Here is a 17,634-nt window from a genome sequence, read left to right on the forward strand (position 1 = left end):
ATATTTTGTAGGGGAGAATCGTTGAATTGCGGAGCTCAGGTCGGCGGCGTTTTTGACGATATTGCAGCTATATGGATTACGAGATGAATGAACTGCTGGAGCTGGTCTTCGACGAGGGGGCCTCTGACCTGCATATCCAAGTAGGCCGCCCGCCGACGATTCGTTTGCACGGAGAGATGGTTTCCGTGGACGGTCCGGACTTGACGGCGTCGGATACGGAGAAGCTCGTGCAGTCGATCACCCCGGACACCTACATCCAACAGGTTAAGACTACAGGGGGGGCGGATTTTGGTTTCGCTTACTTGGACAAGGCTCGCTTTCGCGTGAGCGTTCTTCGGGCCAAGGGTGTGTACGGGATGGTGCTTCGTCTCATTCCTGCTGACTTTATTCCGCTCGATAAGATTGGTATTCCAGATAAGATCCGAGATCTGCTGTACCGCCCGCGTGGCCTGATTCTGGTGACCGGACCAACGGGGTCTGGTAAGAGTACGACTTTGGCATCGATGGTGAACTACATCAATGAGCGCCGCAGCGGCCACATCATCACGATTGAGGACCCGATCGAATACTATCACGACCACAAGAAGTGCATCGTGACGCAGCGTGAGGTTGGGGTAGACGTCGATACTTTCTCGGGAGCGATCCGCTCGGCGCTTCGTCAGGATCCGGATGTGATTCTGGTGGGGGAAATGCGTGACTTGGAGACCATCGAAGCCGCGATCAGCGCGGCGGAGACGGGGCACCTTGTTTTTGGCACGCTGCACACGAATAGCGCGGCTAAGACGATTGACCGTATTGTGGACGCTTTCCCGGCGAACATGAAGGAGATGATCCGTACGCAGCTCGCGTCGTCGATTGTGGGTGTCATCTCACAGGTGCTTTGTAAGAAGAAGGGCGGAGGTCGCGTGGCGGGTCTCGAGATTATGGTTACGACTACTTCGATCGCCGCTTTGATTCGCGACAACAAGACTTATCGCATCAACTCGGATATCCAGACGGGTGCTGCTCTTGGTATGATCCCGATGGATACGCACTTGCTCAGTCTTTACAATCAGGGGCTTATCACGCCGCGGGAGGCCTTCGAGAAGGCTCAATCGCCGGAGGATATGCTGGCTCGGTTGAGGGATTTGGGAGCCGAGGTAGAGGAGAGCTAGCTGCTTGCTTTGGGTGGCCGTTGGGGACAACGGCCGCTATCTGTTAGCTATTGGTTGGCTTTCGCGTCTTCGAGCAGGGCTTTGCTGAGGCCTTCTCGGAGTTCCATCAGCTTTTGGCCGTTGGTCTCTTCTTCGGGATCGACTTCGCTGAGATAGAGCGTGTCGATCGCGATGCCGCGTTCGGTGTTGATTCGGGCGAAAGTGATATCGAAGCCGTGTAGCGAAATCTGGTGAGAGATCTGGTAGAGCAGTCCGAGGTGGTCGGGCGCTTGGACTTCGAGGATCGTTCGTTGCAGCGACAGCTCGTGGTAGACGTCGACCTGCGGCTCGAAGGATTCGGCAAGTGGATTGTCGTCACTTTTTGAGAAGATGTCGGAAGCCTCTTTGCGCATGATCTCGAGGATGCGTGGGTAGAGGTCGGCGTTGGATACGAGGGCGTCTTGCACGGCGGCGGCGAAGGCTTCCTTGGCTTTTTCGGGATCGGAAGAGCCGCGGCCGCTTTCGGTCACGTAGAAGGTGTCGATGGCGATATGGTCGTCGCGCGAGATGGCCTTGGCGCTGAGGATTGAGTAGCCGGCGATGTTGAGGGCTCCGGCGAGCTTGTGGAAAAGGCCGGCTCGGTCCCAGGTGACGATGTTGACGACGGTGAGGGAGCGGTTGACGTCGTGTTGCCAGTCGATGACGGGCTTGAGGGCGCCGAGCGAGTTTGCTCCGGAGATTTCTTTGATGAGCTGGTTGATCATCCGGATGTGTTGGATGATCTCGTTTTTGCCGGTGTTGATGAAGTAGCGGTCTGGGAGGAGCTTGAAATGGGCGTCGATCTCTTCGTTGCCGACGCCTTCGATTTCGATGGAGAGCAGTTCGCGTTGGGTCATCGCTTTGTGCTCCTCGTAGTGTTGCTCCAGCTTGCCTTCTGCTTTGAAAACGTCGAGCGCGCGGCGGTAGAGAGTGCGGTGGAGGGTGTCCTTGTACTGGTTCCAGAGGCCTGCCGCGGTGCCTTTCGCGTCACAGAAAGTGTGAACGTAGAGCAGGCGGAGGTACTCGGGAGACTCGACCTGTTCTGCGAATGCTTTGGCGGTGTCTGGATCATCTATGTCGAACCTCTGCCAAAACCGCGCCATTTGCAGATGGTTTTTGATAATAAATCGGACGGAAGCCTGATTTTTTTCATCGATCTGCAGGCGATCGAGGATGGGGTCGGCGATTTCGACGCCGGAGTCGGCGTGGTTTCGGATGCCTTTGGCTTTGCCGATGTCGTGCAGAAGGAGGATGAGATAGATTAGATTTGGTAATCTCAGTTCGTGCAACGCTTCACGGTAGGGACGGTAGATCCCGTCGGGGTTTGAAAAAATTTCATCAAGCTCCCTTATAGTATGAAGGGTATGCACGTCCGCTGTATAACGGTGGTAGTACTCGTGCTGGACGAGGCAGGTGAGTTTTCCCCACTCGGGAATGAAGGCGCCGAGGACGCCGAGCTCGTGCATCTCGTTGAGAGTTGGGTACACGTTTCCGGTTTCCTGCATGATGGTGCGGAAACTGAGGTTTGCCTCGGGGGATTCGCGAACGGCGTCGTCGATGAGATGGAGCGATGATCGAATTAGTGCATTGAGCTCAAAATCTATCTCGACGTTGTTTTGCTGGCTGTGGCGGAAGATGCGGATGAGCCGGTTGGGCTCTTCTTCGAAGACGTTCTTTTCGTCGAAGGTGATTTCCTGGCCGCGGATGAGGAAGCCGTCGACGCGCTTGACGCGTTCCTTGCGTCGGGCGAGCAGGAAGCTTTTTACGGATTGGAAAGCGCTTTTGGAGGTTTCCTTGGATGTCAGAGCGAGGCGTTTCTCGATGTTTTTGGAAACGCGGTAGATGACCTGGGCGTGCTTGTAGTAGTCGCGCATGAAGCCCTCGACGCGCTCGAGGATATCGCGTTGCTTGTAGCCGAGCCGGTAGGCGACCTTGGGCTGTAGCTCGAGGGAGAGCAGGTCGGAGGGGCGCTTGAGGCGGAAGTGGAGCTCGTTGCGGACGCGGATCAGGAACTCGTAGGCGGCGAGGATTTCGGAGTGCTCCTTCTTGCTGAGGTAATTGAGCGGTACGAGGCCTGCCATGTGCTTCAGGTTGAGGCGAACCTGGGCCATCCAAAGCGTATTGTGGTAGTCGCGTAGACCACCCACGCCTCCCTTAATGTCCGGCTCTTGCATATAGATGCTGCCTCCAAACTTGGCTCGGCGGCTGCGCTGGTCTTCGAGGCGCTGGGCGATGTAGCCTTTGGGGTTCTCCTTGCGGTAGAAGAGCTGGTAGGAGGTTTGGAAACCTTCGAAAAGGGGCTCGGATCCGCAAATGAGGCGGGCTTCGAGGAGGGCGGTTTTGGTCTGGATGTCGGCTCTGGCCTCCTTGAAGGCTTCATCCACGGAGCGACTGGAGTGTCCGACCTTCAGCCCGGCGTCCCACAGTGGGTAGAGAACTTCCTGGACGAGGTATTCTTGGGCTTTTTCCAGGAGGCTTGCGTCTGTATCGGATGGATACAGGAACATGATGTCGATGTCGCTGAGGGGGCAAAGCTCCTCGCGGCCATAGCCGCCGAGCGCGACCACGCTGATGGCGATGTCCGAATGGCTGATGAACTCCTGCACGCCTTTGATCGCGGGATCGGCGAGTTGGGCGATAAGGGCGTCGATCATTATGGAGCGGGCCTTGGCTATTTCGAGTCCAGGGGCTGCTTTGCGGTGTTCTGCTTTGATGGCTTCGGTCCCGGACTGGAGGAAGCTCTTGAGGGCGGCCAGTTTTTCGGCGGGCTTGGTCTCGGCGTTGAAGGCCAGGTGGCTGGCGACTTCGTTCTTCAGTCGTTTGGCAAAAGCTTGAATCATTGCAGGGATCGATTGGGGAGCGTTTGTGCGGCTCCGCTCGGATTTGCAGCAAGGGGGATTAGGCTTTTGGGGTCAACAGCAAGCTACGCGTGAGGTGTCTTCCGCGTAAAAAGCTCAGGTGAATCCCAGCTGCCTGACTGGGATTCGGGGCTATTTGACTTCGATGACAGTGCTTTGGGAGTGGCTGTTGAACTCGGGGGCGTACATGCACTGGACTTGGGCGATTCCGGATTGGTAGCGGCCGCGGAGCTGGATGCGTGTGGCGTATTCGAAGACGTAGGTGCCTTTGGGGAGGTGGGAAATGAAAAAGTGGCTGGCGGCGTCGCGGGTGCTCTCGTAGTAGCCGAGTCCGTCTTGGTAGCGGTAGCCGCTGAGGACGTTTACTGGTTCGGTTCCGCTGCCGCGCTGGTCCTTGAGGTGGAGGTACTCCATGTCGCGGTCGCTTCGAAGCTCGAGGCGGACGACGAGCTCGTCGCCTACGGAGAGGGGACCGGTGACTGGCTTTAGAGCGGGGCCGTTGGCTGTGTTTTGTCTTACGAAGAGTGTCTTTTTGAGGGTAAGAGGGGTGCCTTCGTAGGGGGTGACTTTGCTCATGTCTTCGAGGTACTGCCAATGCACGCTGCCCCAGCTCACGCCCGCGTCTGTCTTGGTGGTGGTGACTCGGCCCATGTCGGGGGTGATCTCGTCGCGGCTCAAGGTCTCGGCGTAGTAACCGGTGCCGGCTTCCACATGTTTCGGTTCGATGAGACGTTCGCCGAGCGAGACTTTCACGAGCGCGTCGCTAGCTAAGAGGTCGTCGCCTTGCAGGAGAAGGGAGTAAACGGCGTCGGCAGTCGCTTTGGTCGTTTTCCAGTTTTGGGTTTGTTTCTGTTTGAGCAGCCAGACCTTTAGTTTTTCGACGGTTGGGCGGTCTTGGGTGATTTCGGCGAAGGCTTCGATCATCATGGCCTGAGTTTCGATGGGAGCGCGGTACCACCACCAGCTCGGCTTGTTGTCGGCCCAATACATGCCGAGCTCTTCGGAAGACTGGCTTCGCTCCTTGAGCGACTTGATTATCGCGGTTGCGGTGTCGGTATCGCCAAACCGGTTGAGAGCGATCGCGAGTTGCGCTTCGGTTTGTAGGCTGGAGGCTCCGTTCCAATGCCGTGCTCCTTGCTGGAGGAAAAAGTCGAAGGCTTGGCGGCTCTCGGCGGAAATGGGATTGTCTTCTAGGAAGAAACTTCGTCCGTAGAGGTAGAGTATCTCGTAATGAGATGGTGAATACTTGGATGGAGAATCGTATTCCTCTTGAATGGTAGCGAAGCGTTTTTGTATCCAGTTGTCGAGACTGGGGAGTGCCATTAGAGCTGGCGAAGCATCTATGTCTGCTCCGAGGTGGCGGAGTCGTCCGAAACCGGTGACCAGATAGAGTGTGATGTAGTCACTGGAAGGTCCGCCGGGGAACCAGGACCAGCGTCCGTCTCCTGTTTGTCGCTGGGCCAGCTTTTGCAAGGCTCGACGTGACTCGTTGGCCAGACGGTTTTCGTCGAAGAGGATGCCGACTTGGCGTCGAGCTTCGCTTTCGTCATCGGCTTGGCGAAGCCAAGGTGTCTCTTCGATAAGGACGGACTTGAGCTCTTGGTTCTTCTCGAGAGGGCTGTCTAGTGCGGGCGTGTTTTTCCAGAGCTCGAAGACGCGTCGGATTTTGGGGTCGGAGTTGGCTATGTGGGCTGCGAGCGTGTTGGCGTAGTAGCGGTTGAAAAGCTGTTCGCTACACTCGTGCGGGTACTCCATCAAGTAGGGCAGGGCCATGACCGCGTACCAAGCGGGCTGGGAAACCATCTGTACGGTGAGGCTTTGGTTTTGCAACGTGTCAGACTGGTCGGACTCGATGAGCTTTTTGAGTTCGAACTCCGTTTTTCCCGCGTCGCGAATTGGTAGTGGAAGGGACTCGGTTACGAGTATCCGTCTACTGAGTACGGGGAGAAATCCTTCTTCTCCGTCGCTGAGCGTATCGGTCCCTCCAATGGCTTTGTAGGTGAGTACGCCTGCTCCATCGGGCACTTTGATTCGCCATGAGTAGCTGCGTGATTGTTTGGCAGGAACTGTGAAGCTTTTTTCGTTGGAGAGATTCTGAAGTTTCTCATCGGCGGAATCGAGCGTCGCTGCATCCGAAAAGCTGAGACGCAGTCGACCTGTTTGCTTGCTGTCAGACTGGTTGGATACTTTGACGGTGAATTCGACCTCATCGCCTTCTCTAAGGAATCGGGGCGGGTTGGGTTCTACCATCAAGTCCTTGGCGGTGATCGCGGTATCAGCAAGCAGGCCTGATCGAAGGTTTTGGTCATGAGCGAATCCTAGGAAACACCATTTGGTGAGGGCTTCTGGCATCGTGAATTGGATTTTCACAATACCGTTTTCGTCGCTTATGAGGTGTGGATAGAAGAAAGCGGTTTCGGCGAGGTTTTTTCTGGCGGCGACTTGGGAGAGGTCTGGTTTGTTTGAGTTCCCAGGTGTGAAGGCTAGGGCGACACCTGACTCTGCGGAGCCTGCATCAGCCAAAGAATCTTTGCTAACGGAGAGTGTCGGTTCAGCTGGGGGAGGGGGTGCGGACCTTAATCTGCTGCCTGCCAATGTTTGAACAGGAGCGTATCCATCGCTCGCACTGAAGGGCGAGAGCTCGAAGACCTCTTCGTCGCTTCCGTAGTTTATGAATCGGGATAGGCTTGTAGGGAAATCTCGATACCACAAATCGATCGGCAGGTTCTTTCGTTCCCAGCGGCCGAATTGATGTTGGAACGATTGAGCGGTGTTGATGAACTCACTGCTTCGATAGAAGCTCTCGAAACGGAACGCTCCAATCGTCTGAAACCACAGGTGTTGCTTGTATTGGTCTAGGGAGGCGTCGTAGAGGGTGGCGACCATTTCGGCCGCCGCTGTTTCTGAGTCGGGACCAGATACGATGGCGGTCCAGGTTTCCGGTTTTCCGGGATCTAATTTTGAACGGAAGCGTTCCCATTTGACGCTGAGTTGTTTGTTGGTCCAGGGGACTTGGATGAGGCGACGTTCGAGGTAGGCCCGGTTTTCGCGTACATAAGTGACGAGGAGAGAAAGTCCGCCTCTGTCCTTTTCGGTAATTGGAATTTGGATGCGTGTCTGCGTGGACTCAGGTTCTGTCCAGAAACTGTCGATTGTCTCACCGTCGCGTTTGATTTCGACGAAGGCTTGGCCGCTCGAATAGCCGGTGCCCCAAATGAATTCCGCGGTATCGCCGGGGGCGTGCTCTTGGTCGGATGTGCTGAGAAAATTGGGGATTTTCGTGGCGAACGTATCGTTTTGCGGATCGATGACGTTGAACGTGTATTGGGCGGTGAATGCGTTTCCGAAGCGATCCTTCCCCTTAAACTCTGCTCGGTAGGGGCCTGGCTTGAGCCGTTTCTCTACGGTTGCTGAGCCAGTCTGGTCGGTCTTTATCTTGTTTTTGGAAACCTGCTTTGCGTTTTCCCAAGTACGAGGTTCGGTGGGTGAAAACGCTTGGAGGTCTTTGGCGATGTTTGGGCGCAATCGATGCCTTAGCTGCAAGGGGGCTCTTCTCGCTTCCTTGGGTTGTTTGAGTTGGTAGATGGTTAGGGTGCCTGAAGACTTTTGCGGTTGCTGGTCGAGGGAGCTTGTTTGGACTTTTATGTGAACGGGAGCGTTGCTTGTCTGCAAATCAGCGATCTGCAGCTGCGCCTGAAGGGCTGTGTACCCGATGCGTAGAGTGTGCTGGGTCGAACGCGTCTCGCCGGCGGAATCGGTAACGTCGGCGTAGATCGTGTAGTTAAATATTGGTTCGTTTGACTGCGGGACGGATTTGTCTGGCGTAGCGTTAAATTGGATACTGAAGGTTCCATCGGCTTCGCTGATGGCGTTGCCGTGGGCGATGGCTTTGCTTGAGCTGGGGAACCACCACCAGCACCAGCGAGGAAGCTGGGTGTTGCGTTCCACGCGCCAGTTGACCTTTGCTCCGTCGATAGGAGTCCCTGTGTAGGCTGTCGCTTTTCCGGTTAAGGATACGGTGGCGTCGAGTTTAGGGGCTTGGTTGGGAGGCGTGAGTTCTACTTGGAATTTGGGGCGTTTGTACTCTTCGACGTTGAAGTAGGTCGAGCCGTGGATCGGGCCGTCGCTGACTATTGAGAAGGAGCCTGTAAGGCCGTTTGCGGGAATCGTGAAGCTGCCGCTGAAGGAACCGAAGTCGTTTGTTTCGTGACGCCTGGCGGCGACTTCCTGATGATTGGCATCGCGGAAGGATATCTTAATATTTCGATTGGGGAGAGTGGTGTATTCGCCTTTTGCTCGGTGCGACGAGTGAGCGATCGCCTTGTAGTGGACGGTTTGGCCTGGACGATAAAGAGCGCGGTCGGTGAAGAAGCTTAGTCTTCTGTCTGCGGTTTGGCGGCTTCGATGGCTATTGATCCAGATCGGATTCTTATTCGTTAATTCGTGCCCGTCGTGGATGGCTCGTATGAAGGTGCTTTCGTTGTCGAAGGTGCTGGGGACGGAGAAGGCTCCGGATTTGTCGGAGTGGACGGTGAGTCTCTTTTTTAGACCGCTGTTTTGTCGATGGGTCCAGATCTCGACTTCTGCTCCCTCTATCGGTGTTCCTTTTAATGCGTCGAGTACGAGGCCTTTGAGCGGAGTGCCAGGCTGGTTTCTATCCAAAACGAGGGCGAGATCGCTGACGCAGATATAGCTGGATGAAACTTGATTGTCTTCTTCTGTGAAGTCTGGCGTGTGGCTGGCGAGGATGACGTAGTATCCGGGAGCGAGGGTTGTGGGAGCGGCGATTTTCTCAATGCGGCTTTTGAAATCGTTGGTGGGAGGGAGTTGCTCTGACCACGCTGAGCTTGGTTGCTCACTTAGTTTTTCTTGTATCCAATCTTTTGATCCACTTCTAGTGGAGACCCTTACATCTGCGGGGAATTTCACTTGATAGGCACGGAAGTGGACCTCGGTCAGGTTCTTGTATTCAAGATCCAGGGTAGGCCATGGAGCGTTCCAGACGTATTCGGTTTGTAGGAAGGAGTCCTTTTTCTCGATGTGTTGGATAGTGTTGTAGCAGAGTTTTCCTCCGATGCTGTCGGGGTATCGGTTCCAGCCCTGTTTTGCGATTTTGTGAGCTTCAAGGGGTGCGTTGTTTTTGAGGTGGGCTTCAGCGAGTCGGTTTAGGATGAGGGAGCTGATTTCGTGGTTGCTCGCTTCACGAGCGAGGCGCTCGAGCTCTGAGATATAGCGCGAGAGAACGTCTTCGCCGAAGGCGATGTTGGAGACGTAGCGGAGGCGAGATAGGTTGGCGTCGTAGTGGGCTGCTGGACTTTGTGCCAGCGTGTTGGAGCGGAGCAGATCCTGGTAGACTTTGACTGATTTGAACTCGGGGGAGTAGGTATCCGGTTTTTGGGGATTCCAGCTAAGGAACTCGTCGACATCGCCGAGAGCTGGACCGTCCGCATCGATGATAAGGGAAAACTCGGCTTCGATCATGCCTTGTTCTCCGGCTTCGTAGAATTGGAGGGCTTGGTGGGCGATGAACTCGTAGAGGGTGGGGCGGTAGGCGTCGGGCGCGGAGGTGGGACCGAGAAAGGTGTTGTAGTTTTGGATTGGGGTGGCTTTGAGTTGTTTTTCGTACGAGAGGGCGGCGGTGAATTGCTCGTCGATTTCGATGAGGAGTCGCTTCAGGTCCCAGGTACGGAAGTCGTCTCCTTGATCGCCTGCGATTTGGTTGCGGTCGAAGAACTGCCAGCGGTGTTTTTTAAAGTAGTCCCAGTAGGAGTGGGCTAGCATGGCGTGGAGGAAGGGTTTTAGTTCGGGGCTGGCGGAGGTTAGGGTTTGTCTGAGGCGGTTGATGCCTTCGCCTTGGTCCGAGCCTGCGATCTGGTTTTCGAAGCCGATCTTTTTGCTAATCGCTTTGATCGCTTCGGCTGGAGCTTCTTCGGCAAGGGCGCTTTCGATGATTGCGTCGAGGTGGGTGATGGCGGTGCGCGGGAGGTTTTGCGATTCGGCGTCGGCGACCTTTTGCCAGAGCTCGTCTCGAGTCTGGGCAGAGATCGAGAGGCAAAGGGCTAGCAAGGATAGGAGGGTAAGGGGGAGGCGAAGAATTGTATTCATAGCTGGCTCACAGCTTTTACGGGGTAGCGTTGGATTGGGATTTCGTATTTTGGACAGCGTCGCGGCGATTAGGTTACCGAACGATAAAAAAGGCGTCTCGGAGTTCGAGACGCTTGGGTGAGTGGGACTGAGGGTTGTGGATGATTACGCGAGCCAGGCTTTGCCGAGCGGTAGGATGGGGCGACCGAAGACTTGCTCGTAGATGGAGGCGGCCATCATGTAGAGCGCGCAGAGGGCGCAGGCCATGAGTTCGAAGCCGGCGATCTTGGTGAGGAATGGGAAGCCGAAGTGGGCGAGGATGAGCAAGAGAAAGCCGATTGTGAGCAGCAGGAAGGTAAGGGCCATCATGCCATGTACTCGCATGGCTGGGATGAGCATGATCACTGTGTACACGCCGAAAGCGACGAGGAACCAACCGACGTCGGTGCCGCTGGAGGCATAGAGCTCGTAGTGGTTGCAGAGCAGGATGACTGCGAAGGCGATCCAGAATGAGCCGTAGGCGACGAAGGCGGAGTAGCCGAAGTTGTTGCCGCACTTGAATTCCTGGAAGCCGGCGATGAGCTGGGCGATGCCGCCGAAGATGATGGCGGTCGCGAGGATGGGGCCCATGTGGCACCAGCCGACGTTGTGGAACTGCAGGAGCAGTGTGGTGATTCCGAATCCAGCGAGCCCTACGACGGCTGGGTTTCCTTGTGTATTCGATCCTGTGGACATCTCCGTGTGTGGTTCTGAGAACGCAGGGAGGTGGACCTCAGCGGCTTGGGGGTCAACGGAGGACGGCGTTTCTGGCGAAGACAGAAGTTGGGCGAATGGAGGGCTTAACTTTTCTTTACGTTTGTTGGCTGCGCAGAGTGCTACGTAACGTTACGTTGCGTTCTGCGCAGGGGGAGGGGGTTAGTTCGAGCTGACTTGCTTGTAGTCGGTGAGGGTGGAGAGGAAGTCGGCGATGATGGCTTGCTTGTCGAAGTTTTCCCAGAGGGTGATCTGGCGTGGGTTGTCGGGCTGGTCGACCCACTTTTCGTCGACCATCTTGGGGCTGGGAATAGGGGTTGCTTCGGCCCAAGTCGGGTCTTTGACGATGGCGACTGCGGCCATATCAAAGAGGGCTCGGGAAGGCGGGGTGCCGTAGTATTCGATGTGTTCAAACAGATCGACGGAGTAGTCGCCGAAGTTTTTGAAGGTTCCGCCGTGGCGGCCGGTTACTGGCTCTTGGACCTGTGGCCCTAGTCCGGCGAGGAGTTTGGGGGCTTGCTCTTTGGTGATTTTAACTGCGTCGGTGCCGCTTGGCTTGCCGTAGCGGACGGTGACCATCTCGAAATGGATGTCGGTATCGAGAAGGTAGTTCATGGAAGGAATGTCATTGATGAGGTTGTATTCGCCGGGATCGGGATAGTTGGAGCCGAGCCAGACGAGTTTGACCTTCTCGATGATGCTTGGGTCTTTTTTGACTGCGAGAGCGACGTTGGTGAGCTTGCCGACTGCGAGTAGGATGAGCGGTTCTTGGTCGTGCTGGTGGGCTTGTTCGATAATGAAGTCGACCGCTTGGTGTCCGTCGTAGTCGGGGGTGTCTAGCTTGGGTGCGATCTCTTCGAACTTGGCTGTTGCTCCTTCGATGAGCCGGACTTCGCCATAGAGATCGCAGAGACGGAGCACGCGTTCTGCCTCTGCTAGGTGCTCGCTGGCGTCGCCTCCGTTGTAGGTGGCGTTGGAGGTGATGCCGCGAACGACGAAGTCGTTTCCGTTGAGGAGCAGGTAGGCGAGGGCGTTTTGGTCGTCGAGCTCGTTGTTCGCGTCTGTATCGAAGATGACGGAGTGCTTAGGGCTGGCGGGCTCTTGGCACGAGCTGAGGAGCGAGCACGCGATTGAGAGGAAGGGGAGGACGTTGCGGGCGAACTTGCTCATGCGGGGTATTGGTTGGCTGGGCTGGTTATTCGTGCTTGGCTCGGTCGGTTGGCTGCCAGGTTTGGCGGGACAGGAATTCTACGAGATCGCGGATTTCGTGGCGGGAGAGAAGGGTGCCAAAGATGTTTGGCATGCTCGATGGCATGGCGGTCTGATTGGCTATCTGGGATTTGGATACGGATTTCGTTTCGCCGGTGACGAGTTTGAGGGTGAGGTCTGTATCGGTCTCCGACGCAACGATGCCCGCTAGGCTGGTGTTGTCCTTGAGGGTGAGGATGACGTTGTTGAATCCTTCGGCGATGGCAGCGTTGGGAGCGACGATCGACTCGAGCATCTCGCGTCGATCGAGGCGGAAGGCGAGATCTGCGAGATTGGGGCCTGCGGCATCTCCTGGCCCGTAGACGATGTGGCAGCGGACGCATGCCATGGCCTTGTTGTCGAAGAAGGCGCGTCGACCTCCCGGATCGCTGGAGCCTCCCTCGAGCGCGTAGCGATGGGCGGCGATGGGATCCGGATCGGCAGCGATGGCGGCTTGATAGGATTGGAATGCTCTTTGGATGGCGTCGTCGGGGTGGTTTTCGGTGGCTTCCAGCAGCTCGAGTTGGGCTGCGTAGGGAACCTTGCCTGCGATGAGGCGGTTAAGGCTATCGACGAGGAGTCGGCTGGCGAAGGTTTGTTTCGAATTGGCCAGGGTGGTGTAGGCGACGCGTTGCTCTTCGACCGAGCCTTTGGTCATGAGGTCGAGGGTGACCAGGGCTTGGTCTGGATTGCGTTCTGTGACGACGGGAAGGGTTGCGAGGCGGAGCTCGGAGGAGCTGGACTTGCTGGCGACGAGCAGGAGTTTGTCGATGCGGTGGTCGTGGTTTCGAACGAGTGACTCGAACGCGGCGACTCGGGCAGGGCCGTGTTGGGATTCGTCGGTGGCGAGGGCGTAGAGTTCGTCGGCAAGATCGGAGACGGAAAGCGAATTGAGAGCGGAGAGGTATTCCGCGAGTACGTTACCATTCTTTGTGGCGAGCGCTTTTTTGGATACGCTTACGAGGGCGTCTCCGGCGACTTGAGCGTCGCGGTTCGGGAGGGGGCGGTAAGTGCCGATGAGGCGATCGCGTTGCAGCGGATTTGCCCAGGTGGCGATTTGCTTGAGGGCTTCGAGGCGGTTGGCTTCGGGGGCGTTTTCTGTGGTGGCGAACTTGGCGAGGGCTTCGGCGTTTGCTTTTTCTCCGAGGCGGAAGTGTGCGTTGATAGCGCGGAAGGCGAGGATGGGATCGTCTGCGAATGGGCTGTCGATTGCTTCAGCGAGGGCTGGGTAGGCGGCTTCGATGGGCGCGTCGTTGATCGCTCGTGCAGCTTCGAACACGATTTCCTTGTCGGAATCTTTGAGGAAGCGAGCGATGGTTGCGTCGCCAAGTTTTCGATACGCGAGGAGAGTGGCGAATCGAACCGCTTTGGAATCGTCGGTGATGGCTTTTTCTAGAACTGCGGTGTTTTGGGATCCGGCGAGTCCCATGACGATGGCGTGCTCGAGGTAGGCGTCTTGGCTATCGTTTTCGCGAGCTGCTTCGAGGAGAGCGGTGGCTGCGGCAGGATTGGCTAGTTTGCCGAGGCTTTGGGCGGCGAAGTAGCGGACGCGGGCGTTGGAGTGAGTGAGGTTTGCAAGGACGGGCTCGTAGCTGCCGGAGAGTTTGTGGTCGCCAGCGATTTTTGTGGCTTGGGCTCTCACTTCGCTGTTGGAGGATTGGAGGAGTTTGAGGATGGCCTGCGAGGCTTTTGCAGAGTCGCCCCCGGCTATAATACCCAAGCCCCAGGTTGCGTGGAGGCGTGGGTAGAGCTCTGCAGTTTGGTCCTGAGCGATTGTAGTGAAGGTTTCGATACTGCTGGCTCCGCGTGCAGCGAGCTCGAGCTGGGCTTCGAGTCGGACGTTCCAGTTCGGGTGGCCGAGCAGGTTGCCGAGTTCGCTATCGGACCGATTTTCCATGCCTTGGGCGATCAACGACTGGGTTTCTTTAACCAGCTGACTTTGTTGGGTCTCCTCGTGAGAGAGGGCGTAGATGCGGCCTTTGTTGGACTTTGGCCAACCGTTTACCCAGTCGAGAACGTAGAATTTTCCGTCGGGGGCGAAGGCGACGTCTGTGGGGAGAATGCCGCCAAGGAAGTCCTTTTTCTCGCCGAGTTCGAAGCCGGCCCCTTTTTGCTTGAGGGTGTAGGTGGTGATGCCGCTGGAAGCGATGCTGCCTTTGAAGTGGGTGATGAAAAGGTGGCCTTGGTATTCAGGACTGAGTCCGGTGCCAGGGTAGTAGGCGATGCCGCTGGGGCCGTCGTCGATGTAGGAGATGGGAGGCAGGGCGAATTTGGCGCGGCCTTCGAACTCGGTTTTCCACCAGCCTTCGGACATCCAGACGCCGGCGTTGCCGAGCGGGGCTTGCTGGTGCCCGATGCGCCAGCCGGAGTCGCCGCCTTCGGCGATCTGGACGAGGCGTTCGAAGTCGCCGTTGTCGCAATCGTTGTCGCCGGTGAAGAGGTTTCCGAGCTCGTCGAAGGCGAGCTCCTGTGGATTGCGGAGACCGGTGTGGACGACTTCAAGTTCGCTTCCGTCGAGGTTTGAACGGAATACGGCTCCGGTGTCGGGGTAATCGATGCGTTCGCCTTCTTGGGTGGGGACACTCGCTCCGCGGTCGCCGATGCTGAAGTAGAGTTTGCCGTCGGGGCCGATGGCGAGGCCATGGAAGTCGTGACCGGTGTAGCCGAAGTGGACGCCGAATCCGCGGAGGAGTTCGTTGCGCGATTTGGCGGCGCCTTGCTGGTCGACCCCTTCGAATTTCCAGAGGCTGGGAATGTTGGTGAACCAGACTTCTCCCTTGCGGGCGAGGACGCCTGAGGCGACGCCGTCGAGGGCGGAGTTGAAGCCATCTGCGTAGACTGCGGTGAAGTCGGCGGTGCCGTCGTTGTTTCGGTCTTCGAGGAGGCGCACGACTTCTCCCTCGATTTCGAAGTCGGCGGCTTGTTCGCCGAAGAGTTCTTTAATGCCTTGGGCTCGGTCCTCGATGGTTCGCCATGACATGTCCTCTTCCATCATGGCCATGTAGCCACGGATATCGAGCACGCTGGATCCGTAGCGATGGGTTTCGGAGACGTAGGCGCGACCTTGCTCGTCGAAAGCGAAGGCGACGGGATTTGCGAGCATGGGCTCGGCGGCCCAGAGCGTGGCTTCGATGCCGGCGGGAAGCTTGAGTTGCTGGACGGCTAGTTGCGTTTCTGAAGTCGCTTCGGAGAGGACCGGTTCGGGGAGTCGGTCGACATTTGGGTCCAGACGCATTTTGGCTGCGTGAGAGAGGGAAGCGAGGGAGGCCGTTAGGCACAGGCTTGCGACTGCGATTTTCATGTTCGTCGGGAAATATACTGGGGTGATGAAGCGTTTTTGGGGTGACCAGGCTCTTATGTATTGGCAACCCTGTTGTTGGTTGCCAAGGATCCAAGCTATCTATTGGCTGCCGAGTCGATCCCCAAGTTACTAACCCAAACGCATAGACCCCAAAAATGATGGAATCTCGTCGTAATTTTATGAAAGGAGCCCTCGGGCTCGCCGCCGCATCCTTCCTTACTCGCTCTGGTTTTTCTGATGAGAAGAAGCAGAAGAAGTCTGATCTGGATGGGAAGTGGTTTGATATCTCGCTGGCTCAGTGGTCGATCAACAAGGCTTTTTGGAGCGGGGAGAAGGACAAGATGCGCTTCGCGGAGATCGCGAATAACGAATTTGGCATCAATGCGATCGAGTACGTTAACCAGTTCTACATGAAGGACTACTCGGCGAAGATGATCGACGAGCTGGCCCGTGTTTCCAGTGGTGAGGGAGTGGACAACGTGCTGATCATGTGCGACCGGGAAGGTCGTTTGGGAGATCCGGATGACGCGAAGCGGACTCAGGCGATCGAGAACCATCTCCGTTGGCTCGAGATGGCGGCCGCGCTCGGCTGTGGCGCGATCCGCGTGAATGCGGCTTCGGAGGGGCAGTTTGACGTGCAGCTGAAGTTGGCGGCGGATGGCTTGCGTCGCTTGTCAGAGATTGCGGATACGTATGGGCTGAACGTGATCGTGGAGAACCACGGTGGACTTTCGAGCAATGGAGCTTGGCTGGCTGCGGTGATGCGTCTGGTGGACCACCCTCGCTGCGGAACGCTGCCGGATTTTGGCAATTTTAAGATCAATCGCGAGACGGGCGAGGAGTATGATCGTTACCTTGGGACTGAGCAGATCATGCCGTTCGCGAAAGGGGTGAGCGCCAAGACGCATGCGTTCAATCCTGAAGGGTTTGAGCGCGATATGGATTATCTGCGTTTGATGGATATCGTCAAACGGTCAGGGTACCGCGGATACATCGGGATCGAGTGGGAGGGCAAGTCTCTGGACGAGCCGACCGGGATCCTGATGACCAAGAAGCTCCTGCAGAAGCTTGGCGGGCGGGCGTAGGGAACTGTAGCGCGGCGCTTCGGCCCGCGTTATATTCTTACTCTCCTGAGGCGCGGGCTGAAGCACCGCGCTACGGGTGAAGTATCTATACGTCGCAGGTGCGGATGCCGTGGGCGAGGGCTTTGATGGGATCGTCCCAGGCTGGGATGAATTCTTGGGCGACGTAGCCGTCGAATCCTGTATCCACGATTGCCTTCATGATGGCGGGGTAGTAGAGCTCTTGTGTTTCGTCGATTTCGTGACGGCCGGGAACGCCTCCTGTGTGGTAGTGCCCAAAATAGGGATGGAATTCTTTGATGGTGTCGATGACGTCTCCATCCATGATCTGCATGTGGTAGATGTCGTAGAGCAGTTTGAAGCTTTCTGATCCGACAGCTTTGACGAGCTCGACGCCCCAGCTGGTGTGGTCGCACATATAGTCGGGGTGGTTTCGCTTGGAGTTGAGCAGCTCCATTATGATTTGGATGCCGTGCTTTTCGGCGATCGGCACAATGCGTTCGAGGCCGACCTTGCAGTTGTCCAAGCCTGTTTCATCGTCCATGCCGTCTCGGTTTCCGGAGAAGACGATGATACGTTTCACGCCTTCTTTGGCAGCTCGAGGGGCGGCTTCCTGGAAGAAGTCGACGATCTTGTCGTGGTTCTCGAATCGGTTTAAGCCCCTGGCGATTCCGCCGGGAACGCCGGAAAGCAGAGAGCCCTCGAGGCCGTGTTTCTTGAGGGTTGGCAGATCGTCGAAGCTCACGAGGTCGAGGGCTTCGAGGCCGACTTTCTTCCCTTGGCGGCAAAGATCGTCGAGCTCCACCTTGCGGTAGCACCAGCGGCAGGCGGAGTGGTGGATGTTGCGTTTGAAGGAGTAGGGCTCGGAGTCTTTGTGGTGAGCGGCGATGGCTCCGGTAGTGGCGATGGTGGCGGCTCCTGTGGCGGCTTTTTTCAAGGCGGATCGGCGGGATATCGGGGTATTCATTTAAGGGATGAGGTGTTAGAACAAGGTTAGTATTGGAAAGGTATGTTTTGTCTGCTCAGCGCCAATGCTAATTTGTGGTGGGAAGTCGTGCTTTTATGTGGCGGGAGGGGGGGGGCTTGTATGAATCTTTTGTAAATGTGCGCTAGGCTATTGCTCCGTTAGGTGACGA

Annotated in this window: 8 protein-coding genes; 2 read left to right on the top strand and 6 right to left on the bottom strand. The window is 56.7% G+C overall.

Annotated features, from left to right (window positions below; all coding sequences use genetic code 11):
* The first annotated feature begins 71 nt into the window (after positions 1–71).
* Positions 72–1,154, top strand: coding sequence for a PilT/PilU family type 4a pilus ATPase (locus tag JIN87_RS21965; RefSeq protein WP_200357779.1), 1,083 nt, complete (start codon positions 72–74; stop codon positions 1,152–1,154).
* 47 nt (positions 1,155–1,201) lie between these two features.
* Here the strand turns inward: JIN87_RS21965 and glnD are convergent, their stop codons facing one another.
* The 5 genes from glnD to JIN87_RS21990 all read right to left on the bottom strand — a co-directional run bounded on the left by glnD (position 1,202) and on the right by JIN87_RS21990 (position 15,416).
* Entirely contained in the window at positions 1,202–4,012 is a 2,811-nt protein-coding gene (gene glnD / locus JIN87_RS21970) for a [protein-PII] uridylyltransferase (RefSeq protein WP_200357780.1), read from the bottom strand.
* A gap of 150 nt (positions 4,013–4,162) precedes the next feature.
* The gene (locus JIN87_RS21975) at positions 4,163–10,135 is read right to left on the bottom strand and encodes an alpha-2-macroglobulin family protein (protein ID WP_200357781.1); all 5,973 of its coding nucleotides are present in this window, start codon (positions 10,133–10,135) and stop codon (positions 4,163–4,165) included.
* Between the two features lie 144 nt (positions 10,136–10,279).
* Positions 10,280–10,849, bottom strand: coding sequence for an acetate uptake transporter (locus tag JIN87_RS21980; RefSeq protein ID WP_200357782.1), 570 nt, complete (start codon positions 10,847–10,849; stop codon positions 10,280–10,282).
* A gap of 180 nt (positions 10,850–11,029) precedes the next feature.
* The gene (locus JIN87_RS21985; protein ID WP_200357783.1) at positions 11,030–12,037 is read right to left on the bottom strand and encodes a nucleoside hydrolase; all 1,008 of its coding nucleotides are present in this window, start codon (positions 12,035–12,037) and stop codon (positions 11,030–11,032) included.
* Between the two features lie 25 nt (positions 12,038–12,062).
* A complete protein-coding gene (locus JIN87_RS21990) occupies positions 12,063–15,416 on the bottom strand; it encodes a PVC-type heme-binding CxxCH protein (protein WP_200357784.1) in 3,354 nt (1,117 codons plus the stop codon).
* A gap of 155 nt (positions 15,417–15,571) precedes the next feature.
* On the opposite strand from JIN87_RS21990, the gene JIN87_RS21995 reads away from it, so the two are divergent.
* Complete coding sequence (locus JIN87_RS21995; protein ID WP_200357785.1) at positions 15,572–16,501, top strand: sugar phosphate isomerase/epimerase family protein; 930 nt, start codon at positions 15,572–15,574, stop codon at positions 16,499–16,501.
* A gap of 85 nt (positions 16,502–16,586) precedes the next feature.
* Here JIN87_RS21995 and JIN87_RS22000 read toward each other — a convergent pair whose 3' ends face one another.
* Positions 16,587–17,465: a hydroxypyruvate isomerase family protein gene (locus JIN87_RS22000; RefSeq protein WP_200357786.1), complete on the bottom strand. Its 879-nt coding sequence runs from the start codon at positions 17,463–17,465 to the stop codon at positions 16,587–16,589.
* Positions 17,466–17,634 lie beyond the last annotated feature (169 nt).

Origin of the sequence: Pelagicoccus mobilis (assembly GCF_016595505.1) — a bacterium.
Lineage (GTDB): Bacteria > Verrucomicrobiota > Verrucomicrobiia > Opitutales > Opitutaceae > Pelagicoccus > Pelagicoccus mobilis.